The sequence below is a fragment of the Chlorobaculum sp. MV4-Y genome (assembly GCF_025244685.1).
Taxonomy (GTDB): domain Bacteria; phylum Bacteroidota; class Chlorobiia; order Chlorobiales; family Chlorobiaceae; genus Chlorobaculum.
Map to the genome: position 1 here is coordinate 811,184 of NZ_CP104202.1, position 17,198 is coordinate 828,381.

Genomic DNA, 17,198 nt, shown 5'->3' on the forward strand with positions numbered 1-17,198 from the left:
AAAAAATCGATTTCCGGTTACTCTCAGTTCTTCTGCCTCAGATTTCCCGAGCTTTTCCCGGCTTTTCGGCATATGACACTATGTAGTCCAGCCCACCGTAAACGCTCTCCGCGGAGCGATGGAATGCCGATATCGCCATGATTTTTGCCAACAGAGGCAACTTGTTTACAAATGTCCGATCCTTTGACAGATACGCATGAAGGGGCGCATAGACGTCGTCACGTATCGATTTGATGTCGATATTGACGAATCCGGCTCTGGAAAGTTTATCGCTGCAGGTCGGGATCAGATAGGCATTTTCCGGCGGTATGTTGAATTTTCCCGCCACCATATTCCATGAAATCCACTGCTCCAGCCGCTTGAAGGGATTGTCGGATTTTTTTGTTGGAACGATATCGGCCGTCACCAGCCTGCCACCGGGTCGCAACACCCGATACGCCTCCCTGAAAAAATCTTCACGGGTTCTGTAGTGAAACGCGCTTTCGAGGGAAACGACCAGATCGACGGATTCATTTTCGATGGGCATCTCTGTTGCCGATCCTTCCCGTAAATCGATCGACCGCTCAAGCCCAGCGTCAGCAACGCGCCTTCGGGCTTGCACGATCTGGGACTTCGTAATATTCAGCCCGATAATTCTTGCAGGCTTCAACGTCCTCGCCCAGAGAATATCCTGATCGCCGAAACCGTACCCGCAATCGAGCACCACGTCGCCCGAGCCCATGCCGCCTCGTTGCGCCACCAGAAGAGCAAGCGCTTGACTGGCTTCATCGATGGTATTCGCATTCCTCCAGTAGCCGAGATTCAGATACAACGCATGCTCGGTAAGGGAAGTGGCGCCGATCAGATCATAGACTTCCGTTGTCTTCAATCCGTGGAACGGGTTGAGAAGCCAATTCAAATAGGCAAAAAAATGACCGCCGGTGTTGCTTGACATGGCAATGATCGCTTTTCCGTTGTATCAGCAGCAGGCGCATCCTGAACCTTCGCTACTGACGAAACGCTTTCCAGGTATCGAGATATCGGCCAAGATGCTCCGCGCCGCCCTTGATCTCCCTGAGAAGAAGGGCTTCCAGCATTTGCTCCTCGCGCACGAACGCATCCTCCGTCAACCGCCCTGAAAAATAGGCGCTTCTCAGCCACACCAGATAGGTGGAGAGGGCGTCGAACTGGTTGTACTCGACGATGCTCCTGAACTCTCCGGTGCGCCAAAGCTCAACTACGTCCGCGCCATTGATGCCCATTTTGCCGGGAATTCCGAGTGACGCGGCCAATTCGTTGAGCGATGGGGCCGCTTTGCCGAAGCCACCGAGTTCATTCTTGAGATCGATGTTGAAATCGCCGGATCGGCTGAAGTAATCGGCTCCCTCCCACGGTTTTTCCGGGCGATGGCAGAAGGTTGGCGCCGTTACCCGGTTTGCCAGTGCTCTTTGGAACAGGATTGGCAGATCAGCATTCGACGAGTTGAACCCTACAAGCTGCGCTTCCAGATTCCCGACGGCTTCCAGAAACTTCCGGATGATCGTCCCTTCCGGTTGCTCGCCGTCATGCAGGCCGGGGAGCGAAATCAGGTCGAGTTTTACGTCACTTCGCACTCTTTTTCTAACCACCGCCGCAATGGAAACGATCCTGCACATCACCGTTTTCAGGTACGGACGAGGATCCTCCGGCGTTGCGCCGCCCTCCTGCCACATGACCTCGAGCACCTCATCATCAGAAGCCGTATCCGGAAGCCTGTAAATGCGCCTGCCCGAAGCCGGGTCTGGAACCCACTCGACATCGAAAACCACGACGTTATCGGCGATGAATTTATACATGGTGACTCTTCAACTACATTTATGATTAAGCAATTTCGGAAAATGTCGCGTCGATTGGCGCTGTTCGTTTGTTAAAGAACTTGTTTTTTGGATTATTCATCAAGGGTTGTACCTCAACTTCCACTTCGAAAATCATCAAGAAATGCCCGGAGGCGGACTCTTAAACAGTTGAACACTCTTGTTTTTATGATCGTTTACCAATATTCCTTGAGCTGCTTCATTAAGGGCATCTCTAAAAAGAGCGATTTGAAATACTTGCTGTCATGTATTCACGGGAACAGGGGCATTTTGCCCTGCAAACCACGAGCACATGGGCATCATTGCACCGAAAAACAGCCATTGAGGCACGACCGGGCGTAGTTATCCCCGGAGGGCTCTTCGCAGAATATCGTGGGAAGAAGGGTGTGTATGAGGTAACATAGAGTAATTTTGAGCGTTACCCAACCACACCTTGATACTCCCAGAGCTTGACGAGCCATTAGCACCAACTTTTAGCTCCTTCCTCAAACTGGAAGGTCGAGAGCGTTCATGTGTCGATGAGCGGCAAGCGGGTCGAGATCAGACTGGTCTGTACCGGCAAGCAGGTCGCGTGTCCGGTATGCGGTGCATCATGGAAGATGGGCTCAAAACCGTTCAGGCACCGTGGGCGGTAAGGCATTGCCGTTTCACGCTGCAGTTCGAACGCTTTGCGATCGAGCTGCTCTTGCACTGCGCGAACATCAAGGCGGCGGCCAGCATGTTGCGTCTGAACTGGCACGCCGTCAATCACATCATGCAGCGAGCCGTTGAGCGAGGCCTGAGTCGTCGGCAAGCTGATGGCATTGCGTATCTGGGAATCGATGAAAAAAGCTTCAAGGCTGGCCAGCATTATGTGACAACGCTGAACGATCTGGATCAAGGTCGAGTGCTTGAAGTTGTCGAACACCGCACGACCGAAGCAACCAAAGCGCTGCTTGAAACGCTGAGCCAACAGCAGCGGGAACAAGCCAAGGCGGTCTCGGTCGATCTGTGGCAACCCTTTGCCAACGCGGTGAACCAACTCTTGCCAAACGCCGATCTGGTGCATGATCGCTTTCATATCAGCCAGTCTCTCAATGACGCCGTCGATGCGGTGCGCCGCAAGGAGTCTGGCGAACTCCGCAAAACTGGAGACAAGCGGCTGGTCGGCTCGAAATACGTTTGGCTGCGCAATCCGGAGAAGCTGCACACCCGGCAACAGCTCGAGTTGAACACCCTGATGAACGGTGAGTTCAAAACCGGGGACAGGCGTGGGCGTTAAAAAACAGGTTCCGGGTTTTTTGGCAGCTTGGCTGCGCCGATGCCGGAAGCTTCTTTTTCGAGTACTGGTCAAAACGGGTCGATGCGGTTGGTTTGAGCCCGTTGATCAAAGTCAAAGAGCAGCTCCTGCGGCATTTCGACAAGGTGCTGACCTGGTTCAAGCACGCCATTACCAACGCGGTTTCCGAAGGCTTGAACAGCAAGATGCAGATCATCAAGGCCTCAGCAAGAGGGTTCCACCGTTTCGAGAGTTATCGCAACCGGATTTTGTTTTACTGCGGCAAACTCAACAGGGCTATCGAATCATGACGGAACAGCAGAAGCCCTTACCCACGATATTCTGCGAAGAACCCAATTTCTTTATACTTGAACGGCATATTTCTCTACCACAGTAGCCAGTTCATTTCTGATAATCCGTTCATCGTTCACCTGCTCAAGATGGTAATCCATAATCATCTCCACAACATTCTTCAACTCCATCACCGCATCTTTTTCCGAGTAGGCAAACGCAAACAGATTCTGATGGCCTTCCACTCTGGCCAGATAACCATCCCCATCCTTTTCAATTATGATATTGGTTTTCATAACCTTTTTTACCTTCAGTTTTTAACCGTGCCATGCGCCACACAAACCGCCCCAACTACAGGACTTGGAATAAATAGTAGCGCATAATTCAAAAAGAAACAACCAGCACATCAAAAATCCCCCCAATCTCACCACGACAACTCTGAAGGCGAAATCTTCTTTGCATTCCGGCGATCCTCGACAACCTCGCCGCTTCGCAGCGTGATGACGCGGTCGGCCATGCCGGAGATCGAGACGTTGTGTGTGATGACAAGCGTGGTGGTGCCGAGTTCGCGGTTGACTTTTTCGATTACTTCGAGCCTTCACGGTCACCTCGCCCATCAGCTAACTCTTCGACACCCCGTCAACGGAGAGAACGGCTTGACTCGCTTGATCCATCATCGGCACAAAGCTTCAGAAATGCTTGACAAAAAACCTTTCCGGCTCAAACTGCCATGCCGGAGAAAACATTCCTGATCGCTCCGGCATCCACCCAATGGATTCAGCGGCTAGATTCGTATTTTACGCTTTTTCATCGACAGCCGGAATCGCATGACACTTCTTCTCTTTTTTATAGCGACCATTATCTTCGCCGCCGGAGCGGGTGTAGGCGCGGTTGCCGTCAACGCTCTCCGCAAAAAAAAGCCGAGAATCAGCCGTGGTGCGGTTTTCATCGGCCCATCGACAGTCGCCGGACGTGGAGCCTTCGCGCTCACGGCAATCAGGGAGGGAGACATCATCGAACGCTGCCCGGCGCTCGAAGTAACCGACAAGGACATCGGCGGTGAACTGCTCAACTACGTTTTTTACGGCAGCGCCGAAGACCGCCGACTTATTGCGATGGGCTACGGCATGATGTTCAACCACTCCTCGACGCCCAACGTCGCCTACTACCGCGAAGACGGCCCGACCGGTGCGGAACTCATCATCTACGCCCTCCGTGACATCGCCGAAGGCGAGGAAATGTATTACAACTACGGCGACGACTGGTGGAAAACAAGAGGCGAAAAGTGCGAGTGAGTGAATTATGGATGAAAAGGAACAAAGGATGTTCGGCGATGAGCCGTCCTTGGCAGAATGACTTCATTGCGAGCCGCAAGGCTTTCCACAGAACGGCCCTCCAAATATTGTAGCCTGATTCTGTTCGGCAAGACATACCCGATACCAAAGGAGCAGTAAGCTCTTCAGAATCTAAACCCGCCTTGGAAATGCTGCACGGATTCAACGGTCTATGTATTCGACTGCGAAAAATATGGACGAGTTGAGCTCAGTATCTGTTATGACTTCATGGACATCGAACAAGCATTAATGTATCGCGATCGGATCGAGCATCTGTTCGTACTTGCCTATAACCGTGATCTCAACATGTTTCGGCCTTTAGCGAACTCTTTGTCGAGAACGATATATTGTAATGTCGTCGTATGCAACACCGGGTATTATGGGGGCTCATTGGCTGTGTCGTCTTTCTATGATGCTTATAGGAGAACGCTCCATAAATACGGGGGAAGAGGTCTGTTTACCACGGAGGTACTACAACTTCCAGTCCGCGAACTTAAGGGCATCTCTAAAAAGAGCGATTTGAAATACTTGCTGTCATGTATTCACAGGAACAGGGGCATTTTGCCCTGCAAACCACGAGCACATGGGCATCATTGCACCGAAAAACAGCCATTCAGGCACGACCGGGCGTAGTTATCCCCGGAGAAACACGTTGTAAACCTTTTTGTTGAGTTGCACGCAACGCATCAGATTGTAGGTCAGGTTGCTCAGGCCGATCTTGGCAACGGCTCGCACATACCCGATCGTTCTGACATACATCGCTTTCATCGAGTTGGTCATGAATCCAAACACATGCTCGACTCGCGCACGGCTCTTTGATTTCTTGCGATTCGAGGCTTTCTGCTCTTCGGTCAGCGGCTGGCCTTTCGTTCCCTTTTCGTGGACTTCATTGCTCATTTCGCACTCCTCAATGATGGCGTCCTGACCGACATAGGCGCTGTCCGCGTAGAGCGGCTGGCCCGCATCTGCTTTTTCAATCAACGTTTCCAGCGCCTGGGAATCGTGGTCGCAGGCAGGCGTCACCATGTAGCTGCCAATGAGTTTGGTGCCTTTATCGACCTTGACATGGTTTTTGTAGCCGTAAAAGCTGGTGTTGTTTTTCTTCACCCACCGGGCATCGACATCTTTCTGACGAAGCTTGTTGGGCTTCTGTTTCCAGGCTTCTGGTGTCTGGCCCGCCTTGATCTGGGCGTTTTGTTCGCGGCTGTTGCGCTGGCGCGGCACTTCGACAATGGTGGCATCGACCAGTTGTCCGTTTTTGGCAAAGATGCAGTGGTCATCGAGCGCTTGATTGAACCGGAAAAACAACACCTCGATAAGTTTTTCCTGAATCAGCGTTTCCCGGAATTTCCAGATCGTTTTGCTGTCCGGAACCTTGTCGCTGGACTTCAGGCCCAGAAAGCGTCTGAAGCTCAACCGATCGGTGATTTGGTCCTCCATCTGATCGTCCGAAAGATTGTACAGGCTCTGGAGAATGAGGAGTTTGAACATCATCAACCGGTCGAACGGCGGGCGGCCCATGTTCTTGCGGTTGGCTGGCTTGTTGAAAGCCACTTCAAGAATGGGCGCGAAGAGTTGCCAGTCGATATGCGCTTCAAGCTTGACGAGCGGATCCTTGAGTTTGGTGAGGCGTTCGAGCAGCAAATATTCGTCGAAAAGACCGAGAGGGTTGATATTTTTCATGGCAGTACAGTCGTGTTGATAGGTACTGCGTCAAGATATGGATATTTCAGTTAAATCGATAGATTTCAATACCTTATGTCAGTACTGACTTTTTAGAGATGCCCTTATGAAGCACCTTGTACGATTGGTCGCAAATAATGGGTCCAAAATCCAATGAAGTCAGACCATAAACTCTGCCAGCTCGACAAGAAAGAGATCGAGGAAAACCTTGCCGCTATTGCGGAGGGAGTTTCAAAACCCAAGTACATTTGCCAGAAATGCGCGAGGGTGTCGAAAAAGAAGAAGAACCTCTGCAAGCCGAAGAAGTTGTCTTTGCGCTAACCGGTATCGTCTTCCATCTGGCCTCACTGATATTTCCTTAAAATCATCCTCAATTCCGCACAAAAAAAGTCCCCCCGGAATCGAATCGGGAGGGCTTTGAAAGTCGTTGTCCCAGATGTGCTTTTCAGAGCAGGGGAGCGATGACGAGGGCGACGACGGCGATGAGCTTCATCAGGATGTTGAGGCTCGGGCCGCTGGTGTCCTTCAGCGGGTCGCCGACCGTGTCGCCAACGACCGCCGCCTTGTGGGTCTCGGAGCCTTTGCCGTAGACCACGCCGTCGAACTCGATCTTGCCTTCGATGCGCTTCTTGGCGTTGTCCCACGCGCCACCAGCGTTGGACTGGAAGATCGCCATCAGTACGCCAGAAGATGTCACGCCAACCAGCAGGCCGCCGAGCATCTCCTTCGAGGTGAAGCCGACCGCCACCGGCACGAGCACGCCGAGAAGGCCGGGAAGAATCATCTCACGGATGGCGGCTTTGGTCGAGATGTCCACGCAGTGAGCGAACTCTGCCGGGGCGGTGCCTTCGCGCAGGCCGGGAATTTCGTTGAACTGGCGGCCAACCTCGCGGATCATGTCCGAGGCGGCGCGTCCCACGGCGCCCATTGCCATGGCGCTGAAGATGAAGGGCAGCATCGCGCCGATGAGCAGGCCAGCCATGATGACCGGCTGGGTGACGTCGAGAGCGCCGATATTGGCCTGCTGGCGGAAGGCGGCGAAAAGGGCAAGCGCGGTCAGGGCGGCACTGCCGATGGCGAAGCCTTTGCCGATGGCTGCGGTGGTGTTGCCGACGGCGTCGAGCTTGTCGGTACGTTCACGCACTTCGCGGGGCAGCCCGGCCATCTCGGCGATGCCGCCCGCGTTGTCGGAGATCGGGCCGTAGGCATCAACGGCGAGCTGGATGCCGGTCACGGAGAGCATACCGAGTGCGGCGATGGCGATGCCGTAGAGTCCAGCGAAATAGGAAGAGGCGACGATGGCTATCGAGAGCACGATGATCGGTAGACCGGTGGACATCATGCCAAGGCCGAGCCCCGCAATGATGTTGGTGGCCGAGCCGGTGATGCTCTGGCGGGCGAGGCCAACGACCGGTTTGTTGTCGGTTGAACAGTAGTACTCGGTGATGATGCCGATCAGGACGCCAGCCGCCAAACCGATGATGACCGCCCAGAAAACGTTCAGCGAGGTATAGGTCATTCCGTCGGCCACCCAAGTTGCCGGAAGCATGCGGTCGATGATGAAGTAGCTCAGAATGGCCATGATGATCGAGGCGCCGAATTCGCCCATGTTGAGGCCGGTCTGGGGGTTGCCACCCTCATTGACCCTGACGAAGAACGACCCTGCGATCGAGATGATAATACCGACGGCTGCGATGACCAGTGGCAGCATGACACCGGCCACAGGGCTGACGCCCATGGTGTTGAATACCGGTACGAACGCCGCGCCGAGTACCATGGTGCCGATGATCGAGCCGATGTAGCTCTCGAAGAGGTCAGCGCCCATGCCGGCTACGTCACCCACGTTGTCGCCCACGTTATCGGCGATGGTGGCCGGGTTGCGCGGGTCGTCCTCCGGGATACCCTCGTACACCTTGCCCGCGAGGTCAGCACCGACATCCGCCGCTTTGGTGTAGATTCCGCCACCAACGCGGGCGAACAATGCGATTGACGAAGCGCCAAGCGAGAAGCCCGAAATCAGGTTGATCACTTCGGCTACGTCGGTGAACATGCTCGAATAGATGATGAAGAGGATGGACAGGCCCAGTACACCGAGACCGACTACCGAGAGCCCCATCACCAGACCACCGGAGAAAGCGATGTTGAGCGCATCCGCCAGGCCCGTGCGAGTCGCATTGGTGGTACGGACGTTGGCTTTGGTGGCCACCCTCATGCCGAAGAAGCCTGCAAGGGCGGAGCAGAAAGCACCCACGATGAAGCTGACGGCGATGATTGGGGAGGTTCCGGGACGGTTGCTGTTGGCGAAAGCGAGGAGGATGGCGACGGAGATGACGAAGATAATGAGCACTTTGTATTCCCGCTTCAGGAACGCCAGTGCTCCATCTGCAATGTGGCCCGCGATAACGGCCATCGTTTCGGTGCCTTCAGGCTGGCGGGAAATCCACGATGCCCTTGTGAAGGCGTACAACAAGGCAAGAACACCACTTACAGGAATGGCATATAAAACAAATTGTTGATCCATGTTCTTTGCTGTTAGGATTGCTTGTTACCTGAGAAAAACGGCGAAAACAAGAACATCAGGCTTGAGGAAAGCCTTTGGCTGAGAAGGGAGAAGCTCGCGGTGGGTGCTTCGATGGGAGGAGTGGCTTGACCATTTGATTGTTTTTACATCGAGCATAATCGACATAGCGACTTGAAAATTTACACTTTATGGCTCTCTATTTATAGTTTTTGTGGTTGTTGGAGCAAAATTTTGCCGACTTTACCGGGACCTCTCATCGATTACCGTTGCCCCAGGTGGTTGTGTATTTCTTTATGCAGAATGTATACCCTGAAAAGTATTTTCTCTATCGCATCGACATATATCGTTATAATTATGATTTTGTTCCGTGGCTGTTTTGGTGATATTGTTTTTTTCTGATGAGATACCGGAAAAAGATGCTACTTTCATCAATCATGTTATACAGCAGGGCTGTTCTTTATCAATCGCTGTTCTTTGTCAGTTTTATTATGCTCCTGCTGTTGGCAGTCTTTCTGTAATACAAGTAACACAGAGAAAAAACAGAGCAATGAAACAACCAACCAAAGCAAAATGGTACGTCAGGGCCACATCGGCGCTGGCGGGACTAGGGCTTTTGCTTCCAGCGTCACAAGCGTATGCAAGCGAGGCCGATCTGGTATTGCCGGATTTAAGCTCGGTATCCTTTTTAGGAGGAATTCCTGGGCACACGTTGTTGATGTATGGTCTTGCGGTATGCCTTTTTGGCATGATTTTCGGCTTGATTCAGTATCAGGGAATCAACAAGCTGCCCGTTCATGCGGCCATGAAGGAGATCAGTGACCTGATCTACGAGACTTGTAAAACCTACCTTATTACCCAGGGCAAGTTCATCATTATCCTCTGGGCTCTTGTCGCGGCCATCATCGTTGCCTATTTCGGCGGCCTCAACCATCTCGCACCAGACAAAGTTGTCTTCATTCTCGCCTGCAGCCTTCTCGGTATCGCCGGCAGCTACACGGTCGCCTGGTTCGGCATGAGGATCAACACCTTCGCCAACTCCCGCACCGCATTCGCCAGTCTCGGCGGCAAACCATTTCCGACTTACGCCATTCCGCTTCGCGCCGGTATGAGCATCGGTATGCTGCTTATCAGCATCGAGCTGTTCGTGATGCTCTGCATCCTGCTCTTCATTCCGGTCGATTATGCTGGCCCATGTTTCATCGGCTTCGCTATCGGTGAATCGCTTGGCGCTTCGGTGCTGCGTATCGCTGGCGGTATTTTCACCAAGATCGCCGACATCGGTTCCGATCTCATGAAGATCGTTTTCAAGATCAAAGAGGATGACGCCCGCAACCCTGGCGTTATCGCCGACTGCACGGGTGATAACGCAGGCGACTCCGTAGGCCCGACGGCTGACGGTTTTGAGACCTATGGCGTGACCGGCGTGGCCTTGATCTCGTTTATCCTGCTGGCCATCAAGGATCCTTCGATCCAGGTTTCCCTGCTCGTCTGGATTTTCGCCATGCGTCTCGTCATGATCTTTGCAAGCGCTGTTTCCTACTGGGTCAATGACGCCTTGGCCAAGGCAAAATATGCCAACGCCACTGAAATGAACTTCGAAAAGCCGTTGATCACGCTTGTCTGGCTTACCTCGATCGTTTCCATTATCCTGACCTACATTGCTTCCTATCTGCTTATTGCCCAGCTTGGCGACGGCACGATGTGGTGGAAGCTTGCCTCGATCATCACTTGCGGCACGATTGCTGGCGCGCTTATCCCTGAACTGGTCAACCGGTTCACCTCAACCGAGTGCGCCTTTGTCCGCAACGTCGTGCAGTGTTCCAAAGAGGGCGGTGCTGCGCTGAACATCCTCTCCGGTCTCGTTGCCGGTAACTTCAGCGCTTACTGGATGGGTCTGGCGATCATCGTGCTCATGGGCGCAGCCTTCGGATTCAGCACGCTTGGTCTTGATGCGATGATGCTCGCGCCTTCCGTTTTCGCTTTCGGTCTTGTTGCCTTCGGCTTTCTCAGCATGGGCCCGGTCACCATAGCGGTTGACTCTTACGGGCCGGTTACCGATAACGCGCAGTCGGTTTATGAGCTGTCGCTGATCGAAACCCTTCCGAACATATCGAATAGCATTGAGAGCGAGTTTGGTTTCAAGCCCGATTTTGAGAATGCCAAGCGTTACCTCGAAGCCAACGACGGCGCGGGCAATACCTTCAAGGCGACCGCCAAGCCTGTGCTGATCGGTACCGCCGTGGTCGGTTCGACGACGATGATTTTCTCGATCATCATGATTCTGACCGGTGGCCTTGCCGACACAGGAGCCATTGCCAAGCTCTCCATTCTGTGGCCGCCGTTCCTGCTCGGCTTGCTGATGGGCGGCGCGGTGATCTACTGGTTCACCGGCGCTTCGATGAACGCGGTGACTACCGGTGCGTACTATGCCGTCGAGTTCATCAAGAAGAACATCAAACTTGATGGCGTCACCAAGGCTTCAACCGAGGACAGCAAGAAGGTCGTGGAGATCTGCACCAAGTTTGCGCAGAAAGGCATGATCAACCTTTTTCTGACCATCTTCTTCAGTACGCTGGCCTTTGCCTGTCTGGAATCGTACTTCTTTATCGGCTACCTGATCTCCATCGCCGTGTTTGGTCTGTACCAGGCCATCTTCATGGCCAATGCCGGTGGCGCATGGGATAACGCCAAGAAAGTGGTCGAAACCGAACTTTATGCCAAAGGCACTGAACTGCACGATGCCAGTGTGGTTGGTGATACGGTGGGTGATCCTTTCAAGGATACCTCTTCGGTTGCGCTGAACCCGATCATCAAGTTTACCACGCTGTTCGGTCTGCTTGCCATCGAGCTCGCGATCAAACTGCCGACCATGGTCTCTGTTTCGCTGGCGGTTGTTTTCTTTCTGCTCTCCCTCATCTTCGTGCACCGCTCCTTTTTCTCCATGAGGATCGCCGTGGACAAGGACTGAGAAGGCAAGAACAATATTACTGCTGGTAATGGCAGGTATTTCGAGGGCCGCGGATACGCGGCTCTCTTTTTATAGAGATCATCCGGTACTGGTGTCGGCAGTCAACATTGATATTGACGCCTTGGTGATGTCGATTTCAAACCCGACGGAACCTTCGTGACTGTTGGTACTCACGACTACTTCTAAGTGTCTCGTCCAGGGGGTGTCTGACGTACGGTTGAGAAAAAAGACCGCCTCATATTTCGACTTGAGGTGGTCTTTTTTTTGAGATAAGGACATACATCTGATCCCTGCGTGATACGCCGAGGCCATTGTTCTTCGATAAGAGTTATGGCCTATTGCTGTACGTTGATCTTGAGCAACAGCGGCAGGTGGTCGGAGTAGCCACCTTTGAACTTTCCTTGTTTGTAGGTGGAATAGAGCCCTTTTTCGAACCGGTCGAACATCGCCGGAATGGAGAAAACCCGGAAACTCCTTTTGTCGATCGAGAGCCCTTTCCCGTCGAGCAATGCAGCTGAAACCAGCATCTGGTCGATCCGTTCCCAATGATTCCGGTAAAAGTAACTGCCGGGAGACGGCGCCTCGTTCCAGCAGTTGTAAAGAAGTCTGCTGCTGGCATGCCGAACCGCTTTTCTGTCAAATGATGAACCGAGAACGTCTTTGACCGAATGATTTTCGGGTTGATCGTTGAAATCGCCCATGACGATGATCTCGCTCTGTGGATTGCGGGTTCTGAGGCTGTCAACGATGTGCCGTGCAACTCTTGCGGCTGCGATGCGATTCGTCTCGCTCCACTTGGCGTCGAACGAGCGCGAAGGCCAGTGGTTCAGCACGACGTTGAACGGGTGCCCCGAGGCGACAAATCCGGCGGCGATGACGAACCGGGTACCGCGTCCGCCACTGAGCCTGACCGTGTAGGGCTTTGATCCGGTAAACTTGACTGTGGCAGGATTCCATGCAAGGCCAATGTCTATGCCTCTAGGATCGGGACTTTCGTGATAGTCGATGGCGTAACTGGCGCGGTCGAGAGCCGCAAGCGTGCCCGCGAAAACCTGGCGGTTTTCGGTTTCAGCGAATGCCACAATATCCGGATATTTTCCATACTCATGCTCAGCCCTGATCGCTTTGAAAACCTGTGCGATGCGCAACCGCTTCAACAGCAACTTTTTTTCCGTCCAGTGTCCCTTGCCTATTGGCGTGAACTCCTGGTCATAAACCTTCGGATCGTTTTTCGTATCAAAAAGGTTTTCGACATTCCACCAGATGGCGACAATCTGCTGCGGTTGCTCTTTGCCCATCCCGTTTCGTGATGGAGCGCACAGATAGACAAGGAGCGGTAAAAAAAGAGTGATTATGCTGGAAAATTTCATCAGCATCCCGGATCAGTAGCTTGTGAATTGCAGGTAAAATTTATTATTGTAACAATATAAAGCTTATCCATTTCTTATGGATTTGTGCTGTCGAACCAGAATTAAAATTTTCATGAAGCGTTTTGTTTTCAGTGGTTTTGCTGTGTTGATGCTTGCTGCTCCTGTGACGGGGAATTGCCAGGATTATCAAATGAATGGCTCATCACCGGAAGCATCTGTCCAGCGGGACGCGGATGCTGCCAAGGATACTGCCAAAAGAGAGTATCTCATCGCGATGAAATACTATTATGGTCGTGGTGTGGGTCGTGATTATGTCGAGGCGCTCAAATGGCTCAGGTTGTCAGCCGCGAAAGGCAATGATGCTGCTGAGTACGCAATCGGATACATGTATCAGAAGGGATTGGGGGTTTCGCAGGACTACGCCGAGGCGATGAAATGGTACCAGCTTGCAGCTGCCAATGATAACGATAATGCCCAGAACCAGATCGGTTACATGTATCAGCATGGATGGGGTGTAGAGACCGATTATGCCGAGGCGATGAAATGGTACCGGTTAGCGGCCGCAAAAGGCAATTACGCCGCCGAAGACAATATCGGGGTTCTCTATGAACATGGTCAGGGCGTAGAACAGGACTATGCCGAGGCGATGAAATGGTACCGCATATCGGCTGCCAAAGGTAACGGCGAGGCTGAACTCAATATTGGCAATTTTTACCAGCATGGTCTTGGCGTTGAACTTGATCTTGACAAGGCTATAAAATGGTATCGGTCGGCAGCGGCCAAAGGCAACGCGGAAGCCGCGCAAAAGCTTAATGCCATGAAGAGCGGGAGCGAGCTGCCTGAAGTGCACCATGAGTAAACCGGAGACTGCTTCTCCAAATACCGATTGCAAGCGGAAAATTGAACCAGCCGTTGATTTCGATTCCGGGTAGGGACCTGGCTATCGCTAGGGGTTGACAGTACTGAGGCGCCTTGTCCGGCGAAGTTTTTTCTTTAGGTTTAAGCGTTCGATACTTAACTTAGTCGGGAATTTTCAATCACCTTGACCCGGTCGTCCGGCGGTTCTCTGGAGTATGAGCAAAAAGTTCGACGTAAAGGCGCAGGCGAGGGATATCCTCGAAGAGAATCTCGATATGGAGGCTGTTATCTATCTTGGCAGGATTTCCGAGGAGATGGAGCTGATTTTCAACAGCAATCCGACCCCTTCCTTTGCCGACGTCCAGCGCATCGTGACCGACTATTTCACCACTGATGGCCGTCCGGCAGGATTCATCGAGGACTGGCTCCGCACGGCAGATGAGCATACCCGCTCGCGCGGCCTCGACGAGGCGGAACGCCCCAAGGCGATTCTTTCCGATCTCGGCGTGTTCCGCTTCATGTGGTTCCTCAAGGAGCGCGGGTTGACTGAGGAGCAGATCAATATCGTTCTGACCGGCGCGGTGCAGCAGGCAACGGGTCAGCAGGATGAGTGAATTTTTTTACCGGCGCCGGAGCTTTTGATCCGGCGCTTATTTCATTCCAAAACCAATTCAGAAGTACTCTTCGATGAATAAAATCACGCTGCTTCACGAGGGCAAGGCCAAGAAAGTCTGGCAGACCGAAGACCCTGACCTCATCATACAGGAGTTCAAGGACGACGCGACCGCCTTTAACAACAAGAAGAAAGGCTCCATTGCCGACAAGGGCGTGACCAACAACGCTATAGCCAGCCGCCTGTTCACGATGCTCGGCGAGAACGGCATTCCGACCCACTTCGTCAGCAAGCTCAATGACCGCGACATGCTCTGCAAAAAGCTTGACATCGTGCTGATCGAGGTGGTGACGCGCAATGTTGCCGCCGGTTCGCTGGTCAGACGCTACGGCTTCAAAGAGGGTACTGTGCTCGCCAAACCTATCGTCGAGCTGTACCTCAAAAACGACGACCTCGACGATCCGCTCATGAACGAGGATCACGCCGTCGCGCTCGGACTCGGCACCTACGAAGAGGTGGCCCAGCTCAAGGAGATGGCCGAAAAGATCAACAACTTGCTCGTGCCATGGTTTGCCGGGAGGCATCTGCGCCTGGTTGATTTCAAGCTCGAGTTTGGCCGACACAAGGGCGAGATTTTGCTTGGCGACGAGATCAGCCCGGACACCTGCCGGTTTTGGGATGCCGAGTCGGGCGAGAAGCTCGATAAGGACCGTTTCCGCCTCGATCTTGGCGGCGTCGAGGATGCCTACTCCGAGGTCAAACGCCGCGTGCTGGAACAGTAACGCATCGATGCCGGAACTCTCATCAATGCTTGAATCCGTAATCGCCTATCTGCAGCAGGCCGACCCTTCGTCGGTCTATGCGGTGCTGTTTTTTTCGGCCTATTTCGAGAATGTCATTCCCCCGATTCCGGGGGATGTTCCCATCGCCCTTGCCGGGTACCTGCTCGCGTTCAACCATATCACTTTTGTCTCGGCGCTGTTCTGGTCAACGATCGGTTCGGTAGCCGGATTCATGACCGTTTTTCTGCTCAGCCGTTTTCTGGGCCTCAAGCTCTATGCTGTCGGACAGAGCGAGGCGCGTCACAAGTTTGCCGAAAGCATTCACAAGCTGTTTCCTCCCTCTGAAATGGAGGCCGTGCGTCAGAAGTTTTCGGGGCATGGCTATCTGGCCGTCGTGGTCAATCGCTTCCTTTTCGGGTCGAGAGCGGTCATCTGCATCGTGGCAGGCATGCTGCACCTGAAGGTTCTTCCGGTGCTTCTGAGTTCCATGGTCAGCTCGATTCTCTGGAATATTCTGTTGCTCTCCAGCGGCTATCTGCTCGGCAGCAACTGGGACAAGATTGGTCAGTACGCTGTGTATTTCAGCGCTCCCTTCACGATTTTGTTTACGGGTTTTATCGTCTGGACAGTTATGAAGTATCTCAAAAAAGAAAACAGGGTGGCGACGGGGTGACTTGGTAAATTAGGCCTCCACATATAACTTTACACCTTTCCGGCGGAGGGCGCTCACCTGACGACGGATACCGTTTCATCATTCATTCATTGCATCCACATCATGGGAAAACATCTGAAGCCATATCCGCAAGAGAAGAGGGGTAAACATCTGCAACTCTCAACCATCGATGAACTCAAGGACATGGCCCGGCAGGTGCGCAGGGATGTGATCCGCATGCTGGCGAAATCCAATTCCGGGCATACCGGCGGCTCGCTTGGCATGGCCGATATTTTTACGGCGCTCTACTTCAGGATTTTGCAGCATCATCCGCACCAGTTCGGTCAGGGCGCTGATCACGACATGCTGTTCCTCTCGAACGGTCACATCGCGCCGGTCTGGTATAGCGTGCTGGCCCGTTCGGGCTATTTCTCGCTCGATGAGTTGAACTATCTTCGCGAGATCAACTCTTATCTGCAGGGTCATCCGACCTGTGAGTCGGGACTTCCGGGCATTCACATCGCTTCGGGTTCGCTTGGCCAGGGTTTGTCGGCAGCGGTCGGCGCGGCGCTCGGTCTGCGCATGGATGGCAAAAAAGGCGAGGTGTTCTGCCTGATGGGTGACGGTGAGTGCCAGGAGGGGCAGATCTGGGAGGCTGCCATGAGCGCCGCGCACTACGGACTCGGCAACCTGATCGGCATCGTCGATTACAACAATCAGCAGATCGACGGCGAGGTATCTGATGTGATGGACGTCGAGCCGTTCGCCGACAAGTGGCGTGCCTTCGGCTGGGATGTGCTGACCTGCGACGGCAACGACATCGAGCATTTCATCAATACGCTTGAATATCTCCGCAAAGACAAAGGCCGCACCAAGCCTGTGGTGGTGCTCGCTACGACGGTGATGGGTAAGGGCGTTCCCTTCTTCGAAGGCACGATGCCCGACAAGTCCAACTGGCACGGCAAGGCGCCATCGAAAGAGGATGAGGCAAAAGCGCTCGAAATTCTCGGCGTGACGATTTTCGGCGACTTTTAAG

15 protein-coding genes and 2 pseudogenes are annotated in these 17,198 nt (G+C 53.3%); 10 read left to right on the forward strand and 7 right to left on the reverse strand.

What is annotated here, in order from left to right; genetic code table 11:
• Nucleotides 1-37: 37 nt before the first annotated feature.
• Together NY406_RS03905 and NY406_RS03910 are read right to left on the reverse strand one after the other, a co-directional pair.
• On the reverse strand, nt 38-934 hold the full coding sequence (locus tag NY406_RS03905; RefSeq protein ID WP_260633431.1) for a class I SAM-dependent methyltransferase: 897 nt from the start codon (nt 932-934) through the stop codon (nt 38-40).
• Between the two features lie 52 nt (nt 935-986).
• Complete coding sequence (locus tag NY406_RS03910; RefSeq protein WP_260633432.1) at nt 987-1,814, reverse strand: 3'-5' exonuclease; 828 nt, start codon at nt 1,812-1,814, stop codon at nt 987-989.
• Nucleotides 1,815-2,424: 610 nt separating this feature from the next.
• On the opposite strand from NY406_RS03910, the gene NY406_RS03915 reads away from it, so the two are divergent.
• Both NY406_RS03915 and NY406_RS03920 read left to right on the forward strand, forming a co-directional pair.
• Nucleotides 2,425-3,093: an ISL3 family transposase gene (locus NY406_RS03915; RefSeq protein ID WP_260633433.1), complete on the forward strand. Its 669-nt coding sequence runs from the start codon at nt 2,425-2,427 to the stop codon at nt 3,091-3,093.
• 44 nt (nt 3,094-3,137) lie between these two features.
• Nucleotides 3,138-3,401: pseudogene (locus NY406_RS03920) on the forward strand (transposase); the annotation flags it as partial.
• A gap of 51 nt (nt 3,402-3,452) precedes the next feature.
• Here the strand turns inward: NY406_RS03920 and NY406_RS03925 are convergent.
• Together NY406_RS03925 and NY406_RS03930 are read right to left on the reverse strand one after the other, a co-directional pair.
• Nucleotides 3,453-3,677, reverse strand: coding sequence for a hypothetical protein (locus tag NY406_RS03925; protein ID WP_260633434.1), 225 nt, complete (start codon nt 3,675-3,677; stop codon nt 3,453-3,455).
• A 128-nt stretch (nt 3,678-3,805) separates the two neighbouring features.
• Nucleotides 3,806-3,976: pseudogene (locus NY406_RS03930) on the reverse strand (ABC transporter ATP-binding protein); the annotation flags it as partial.
• Between the two features lie 232 nt (nt 3,977-4,208).
• On the opposite strand from NY406_RS03930, the gene NY406_RS03935 reads away from it, so the two are divergent.
• Nucleotides 4,209-4,676, forward strand: coding sequence for an SET domain-containing protein (locus NY406_RS03935; RefSeq protein WP_260633435.1), 468 nt, complete (start codon nt 4,209-4,211; stop codon nt 4,674-4,676).
• 672 nt (nt 4,677-5,348) lie between these two features.
• Here NY406_RS03935 and NY406_RS03940 read toward each other — a convergent pair.
• The gene (locus tag NY406_RS03940) at nt 5,349-6,398 is read right to left on the reverse strand and encodes an IS5 family transposase (protein WP_260633436.1); all 1,050 of its coding nucleotides are present in this window, start codon (nt 6,396-6,398) and stop codon (nt 5,349-5,351) included.
• 153 nt (nt 6,399-6,551) lie between these two features.
• Between NY406_RS03940 and NY406_RS03945 the strand changes: the two genes are divergently transcribed.
• Nucleotides 6,552-6,719 (forward strand): hypothetical protein, encoded by a 168-nt coding sequence (locus tag NY406_RS03945; protein WP_260633437.1) that lies wholly within the window; start codon nt 6,552-6,554, stop codon nt 6,717-6,719.
• Nucleotides 6,720-6,843: 124 nt separating this feature from the next.
• Here the strand turns inward: NY406_RS03945 and NY406_RS03950 are convergent, their stop codons facing one another.
• Complete coding sequence (locus NY406_RS03950) at nt 6,844-8,919, reverse strand: sodium-translocating pyrophosphatase (RefSeq protein WP_260633438.1); 2,076 nt, start codon at nt 8,917-8,919, stop codon at nt 6,844-6,846.
• A 547-nt stretch (nt 8,920-9,466) separates the two neighbouring features.
• Between NY406_RS03950 and NY406_RS03955 the strand changes: the two genes are divergently transcribed.
• On the forward strand, nt 9,467-11,887 hold the full coding sequence (locus tag NY406_RS03955; protein ID WP_260633439.1) for a sodium-translocating pyrophosphatase: 2,421 nt from the start codon (nt 9,467-9,469) through the stop codon (nt 11,885-11,887).
• A 335-nt stretch (nt 11,888-12,222) separates the two neighbouring features.
• Here NY406_RS03955 and NY406_RS03960 read toward each other — a convergent pair whose 3' ends face one another.
• The gene (locus NY406_RS03960) at nt 12,223-13,185 is read right to left on the reverse strand and encodes an endonuclease/exonuclease/phosphatase family protein (RefSeq protein WP_260633440.1); all 963 of its coding nucleotides are present in this window, start codon (nt 13,183-13,185) and stop codon (nt 12,223-12,225) included.
• Between the two features lie 184 nt (nt 13,186-13,369).
• On the opposite strand from NY406_RS03960, the gene NY406_RS03965 reads away from it, so the two are divergent.
• From NY406_RS03965 to NY406_RS03985, 5 genes are all read left to right on the forward strand, one after another.
• Nucleotides 13,370-14,116, forward strand: a complete 747-nt coding sequence (locus NY406_RS03965; protein WP_260633441.1) for a tetratricopeptide repeat protein — start codon at nt 13,370-13,372, stop codon at nt 14,114-14,116.
• A 214-nt stretch (nt 14,117-14,330) separates the two neighbouring features.
• The gene (locus tag NY406_RS03970; protein WP_260633442.1) at nt 14,331-14,729 is read left to right on the forward strand and encodes a RidA family protein; all 399 of its coding nucleotides are present in this window, start codon (nt 14,331-14,333) and stop codon (nt 14,727-14,729) included.
• Nucleotides 14,730-14,802: 73 nt separating this feature from the next.
• A complete protein-coding gene (gene purC / locus NY406_RS03975) occupies nt 14,803-15,510 on the forward strand; it encodes a phosphoribosylaminoimidazolesuccinocarboxamide synthase (RefSeq protein WP_260633443.1) in 708 nt (235 codons plus the stop codon).
• Between the two features lie 7 nt (nt 15,511-15,517).
• Nucleotides 15,518-16,183, forward strand: coding sequence for a DedA family protein (locus tag NY406_RS03980; RefSeq protein ID WP_260633444.1), 666 nt, complete (start codon nt 15,518-15,520; stop codon nt 16,181-16,183).
• 102 nt (nt 16,184-16,285) lie between these two features.
• Nucleotides 16,286-17,197: a transketolase gene (locus NY406_RS03985; RefSeq protein ID WP_260633445.1), complete on the forward strand. Its 912-nt coding sequence runs from the start codon at nt 16,286-16,288 to the stop codon at nt 17,195-17,197.
• Nucleotide 17,198: the final 1 nt, after the last annotated feature.

Coding starts and splice junctions, on each gene's coding strand:
- NY406_RS03945 (WP_260633437.1), top strand. CDS start 6,552: ATGAAGTCAGACCATAAACTCTGCCAGCTCGACAAGAAAGAGATCGAG.
- NY406_RS03925 (WP_260633434.1), bottom strand. CDS start 3,677: ATGAAAACCAATATCATAATTGAAAAGGATGGGGATGGTTATCTGGCC.
- NY406_RS03970 (WP_260633442.1), top strand. CDS start 14,331: ATGAGCAAAAAGTTCGACGTAAAGGCGCAGGCGAGGGATATCCTCGAA.
- purC (WP_260633443.1), top strand. CDS start 14,803: ATGAATAAAATCACGCTGCTTCACGAGGGCAAGGCCAAGAAAGTCTGG.
- NY406_RS03910 (WP_260633432.1), bottom strand. CDS start 1,814: ATGTATAAATTCATCGCCGATAACGTCGTGGTTTTCGATGTCGAGTGG.
- NY406_RS03985 (WP_260633445.1), top strand. CDS start 16,286: ATGGGAAAACATCTGAAGCCATATCCGCAAGAGAAGAGGGGTAAACAT.
- NY406_RS03955 (WP_260633439.1), top strand. CDS start 9,467: ATGAAACAACCAACCAAAGCAAAATGGTACGTCAGGGCCACATCGGCG.
- NY406_RS03965 (WP_260633441.1), top strand. CDS start 13,370: ATGAAGCGTTTTGTTTTCAGTGGTTTTGCTGTGTTGATGCTTGCTGCT.
- NY406_RS03950 (WP_260633438.1), bottom strand. CDS start 8,919: ATGGATCAACAATTTGTTTTATATGCCATTCCTGTAAGTGGTGTTCTT.
- NY406_RS03940 (WP_260633436.1), bottom strand. CDS start 6,398: ATGAAAAATATCAACCCTCTCGGTCTTTTCGACGAATATTTGCTGCTC.
- NY406_RS03960 (WP_260633440.1), bottom strand. CDS start 13,185: ATGGGCAAAGAGCAACCGCAGCAGATTGTCGCCATCTGGTGGAATGTC.
- NY406_RS03935 (WP_260633435.1), top strand. CDS start 4,209: ATGACACTTCTTCTCTTTTTTATAGCGACCATTATCTTCGCCGCCGGA.
- NY406_RS03915 (WP_260633433.1), top strand. CDS start 2,425: ATGGAAGATGGGCTCAAAACCGTTCAGGCACCGTGGGCGGTAAGGCAT.
- NY406_RS03905 (WP_260633431.1), bottom strand. CDS start 934: ATGTCAAGCAACACCGGCGGTCATTTTTTTGCCTATTTGAATTGGCTT.
- NY406_RS03980 (WP_260633444.1), top strand. CDS start 15,518: ATGCCGGAACTCTCATCAATGCTTGAATCCGTAATCGCCTATCTGCAG.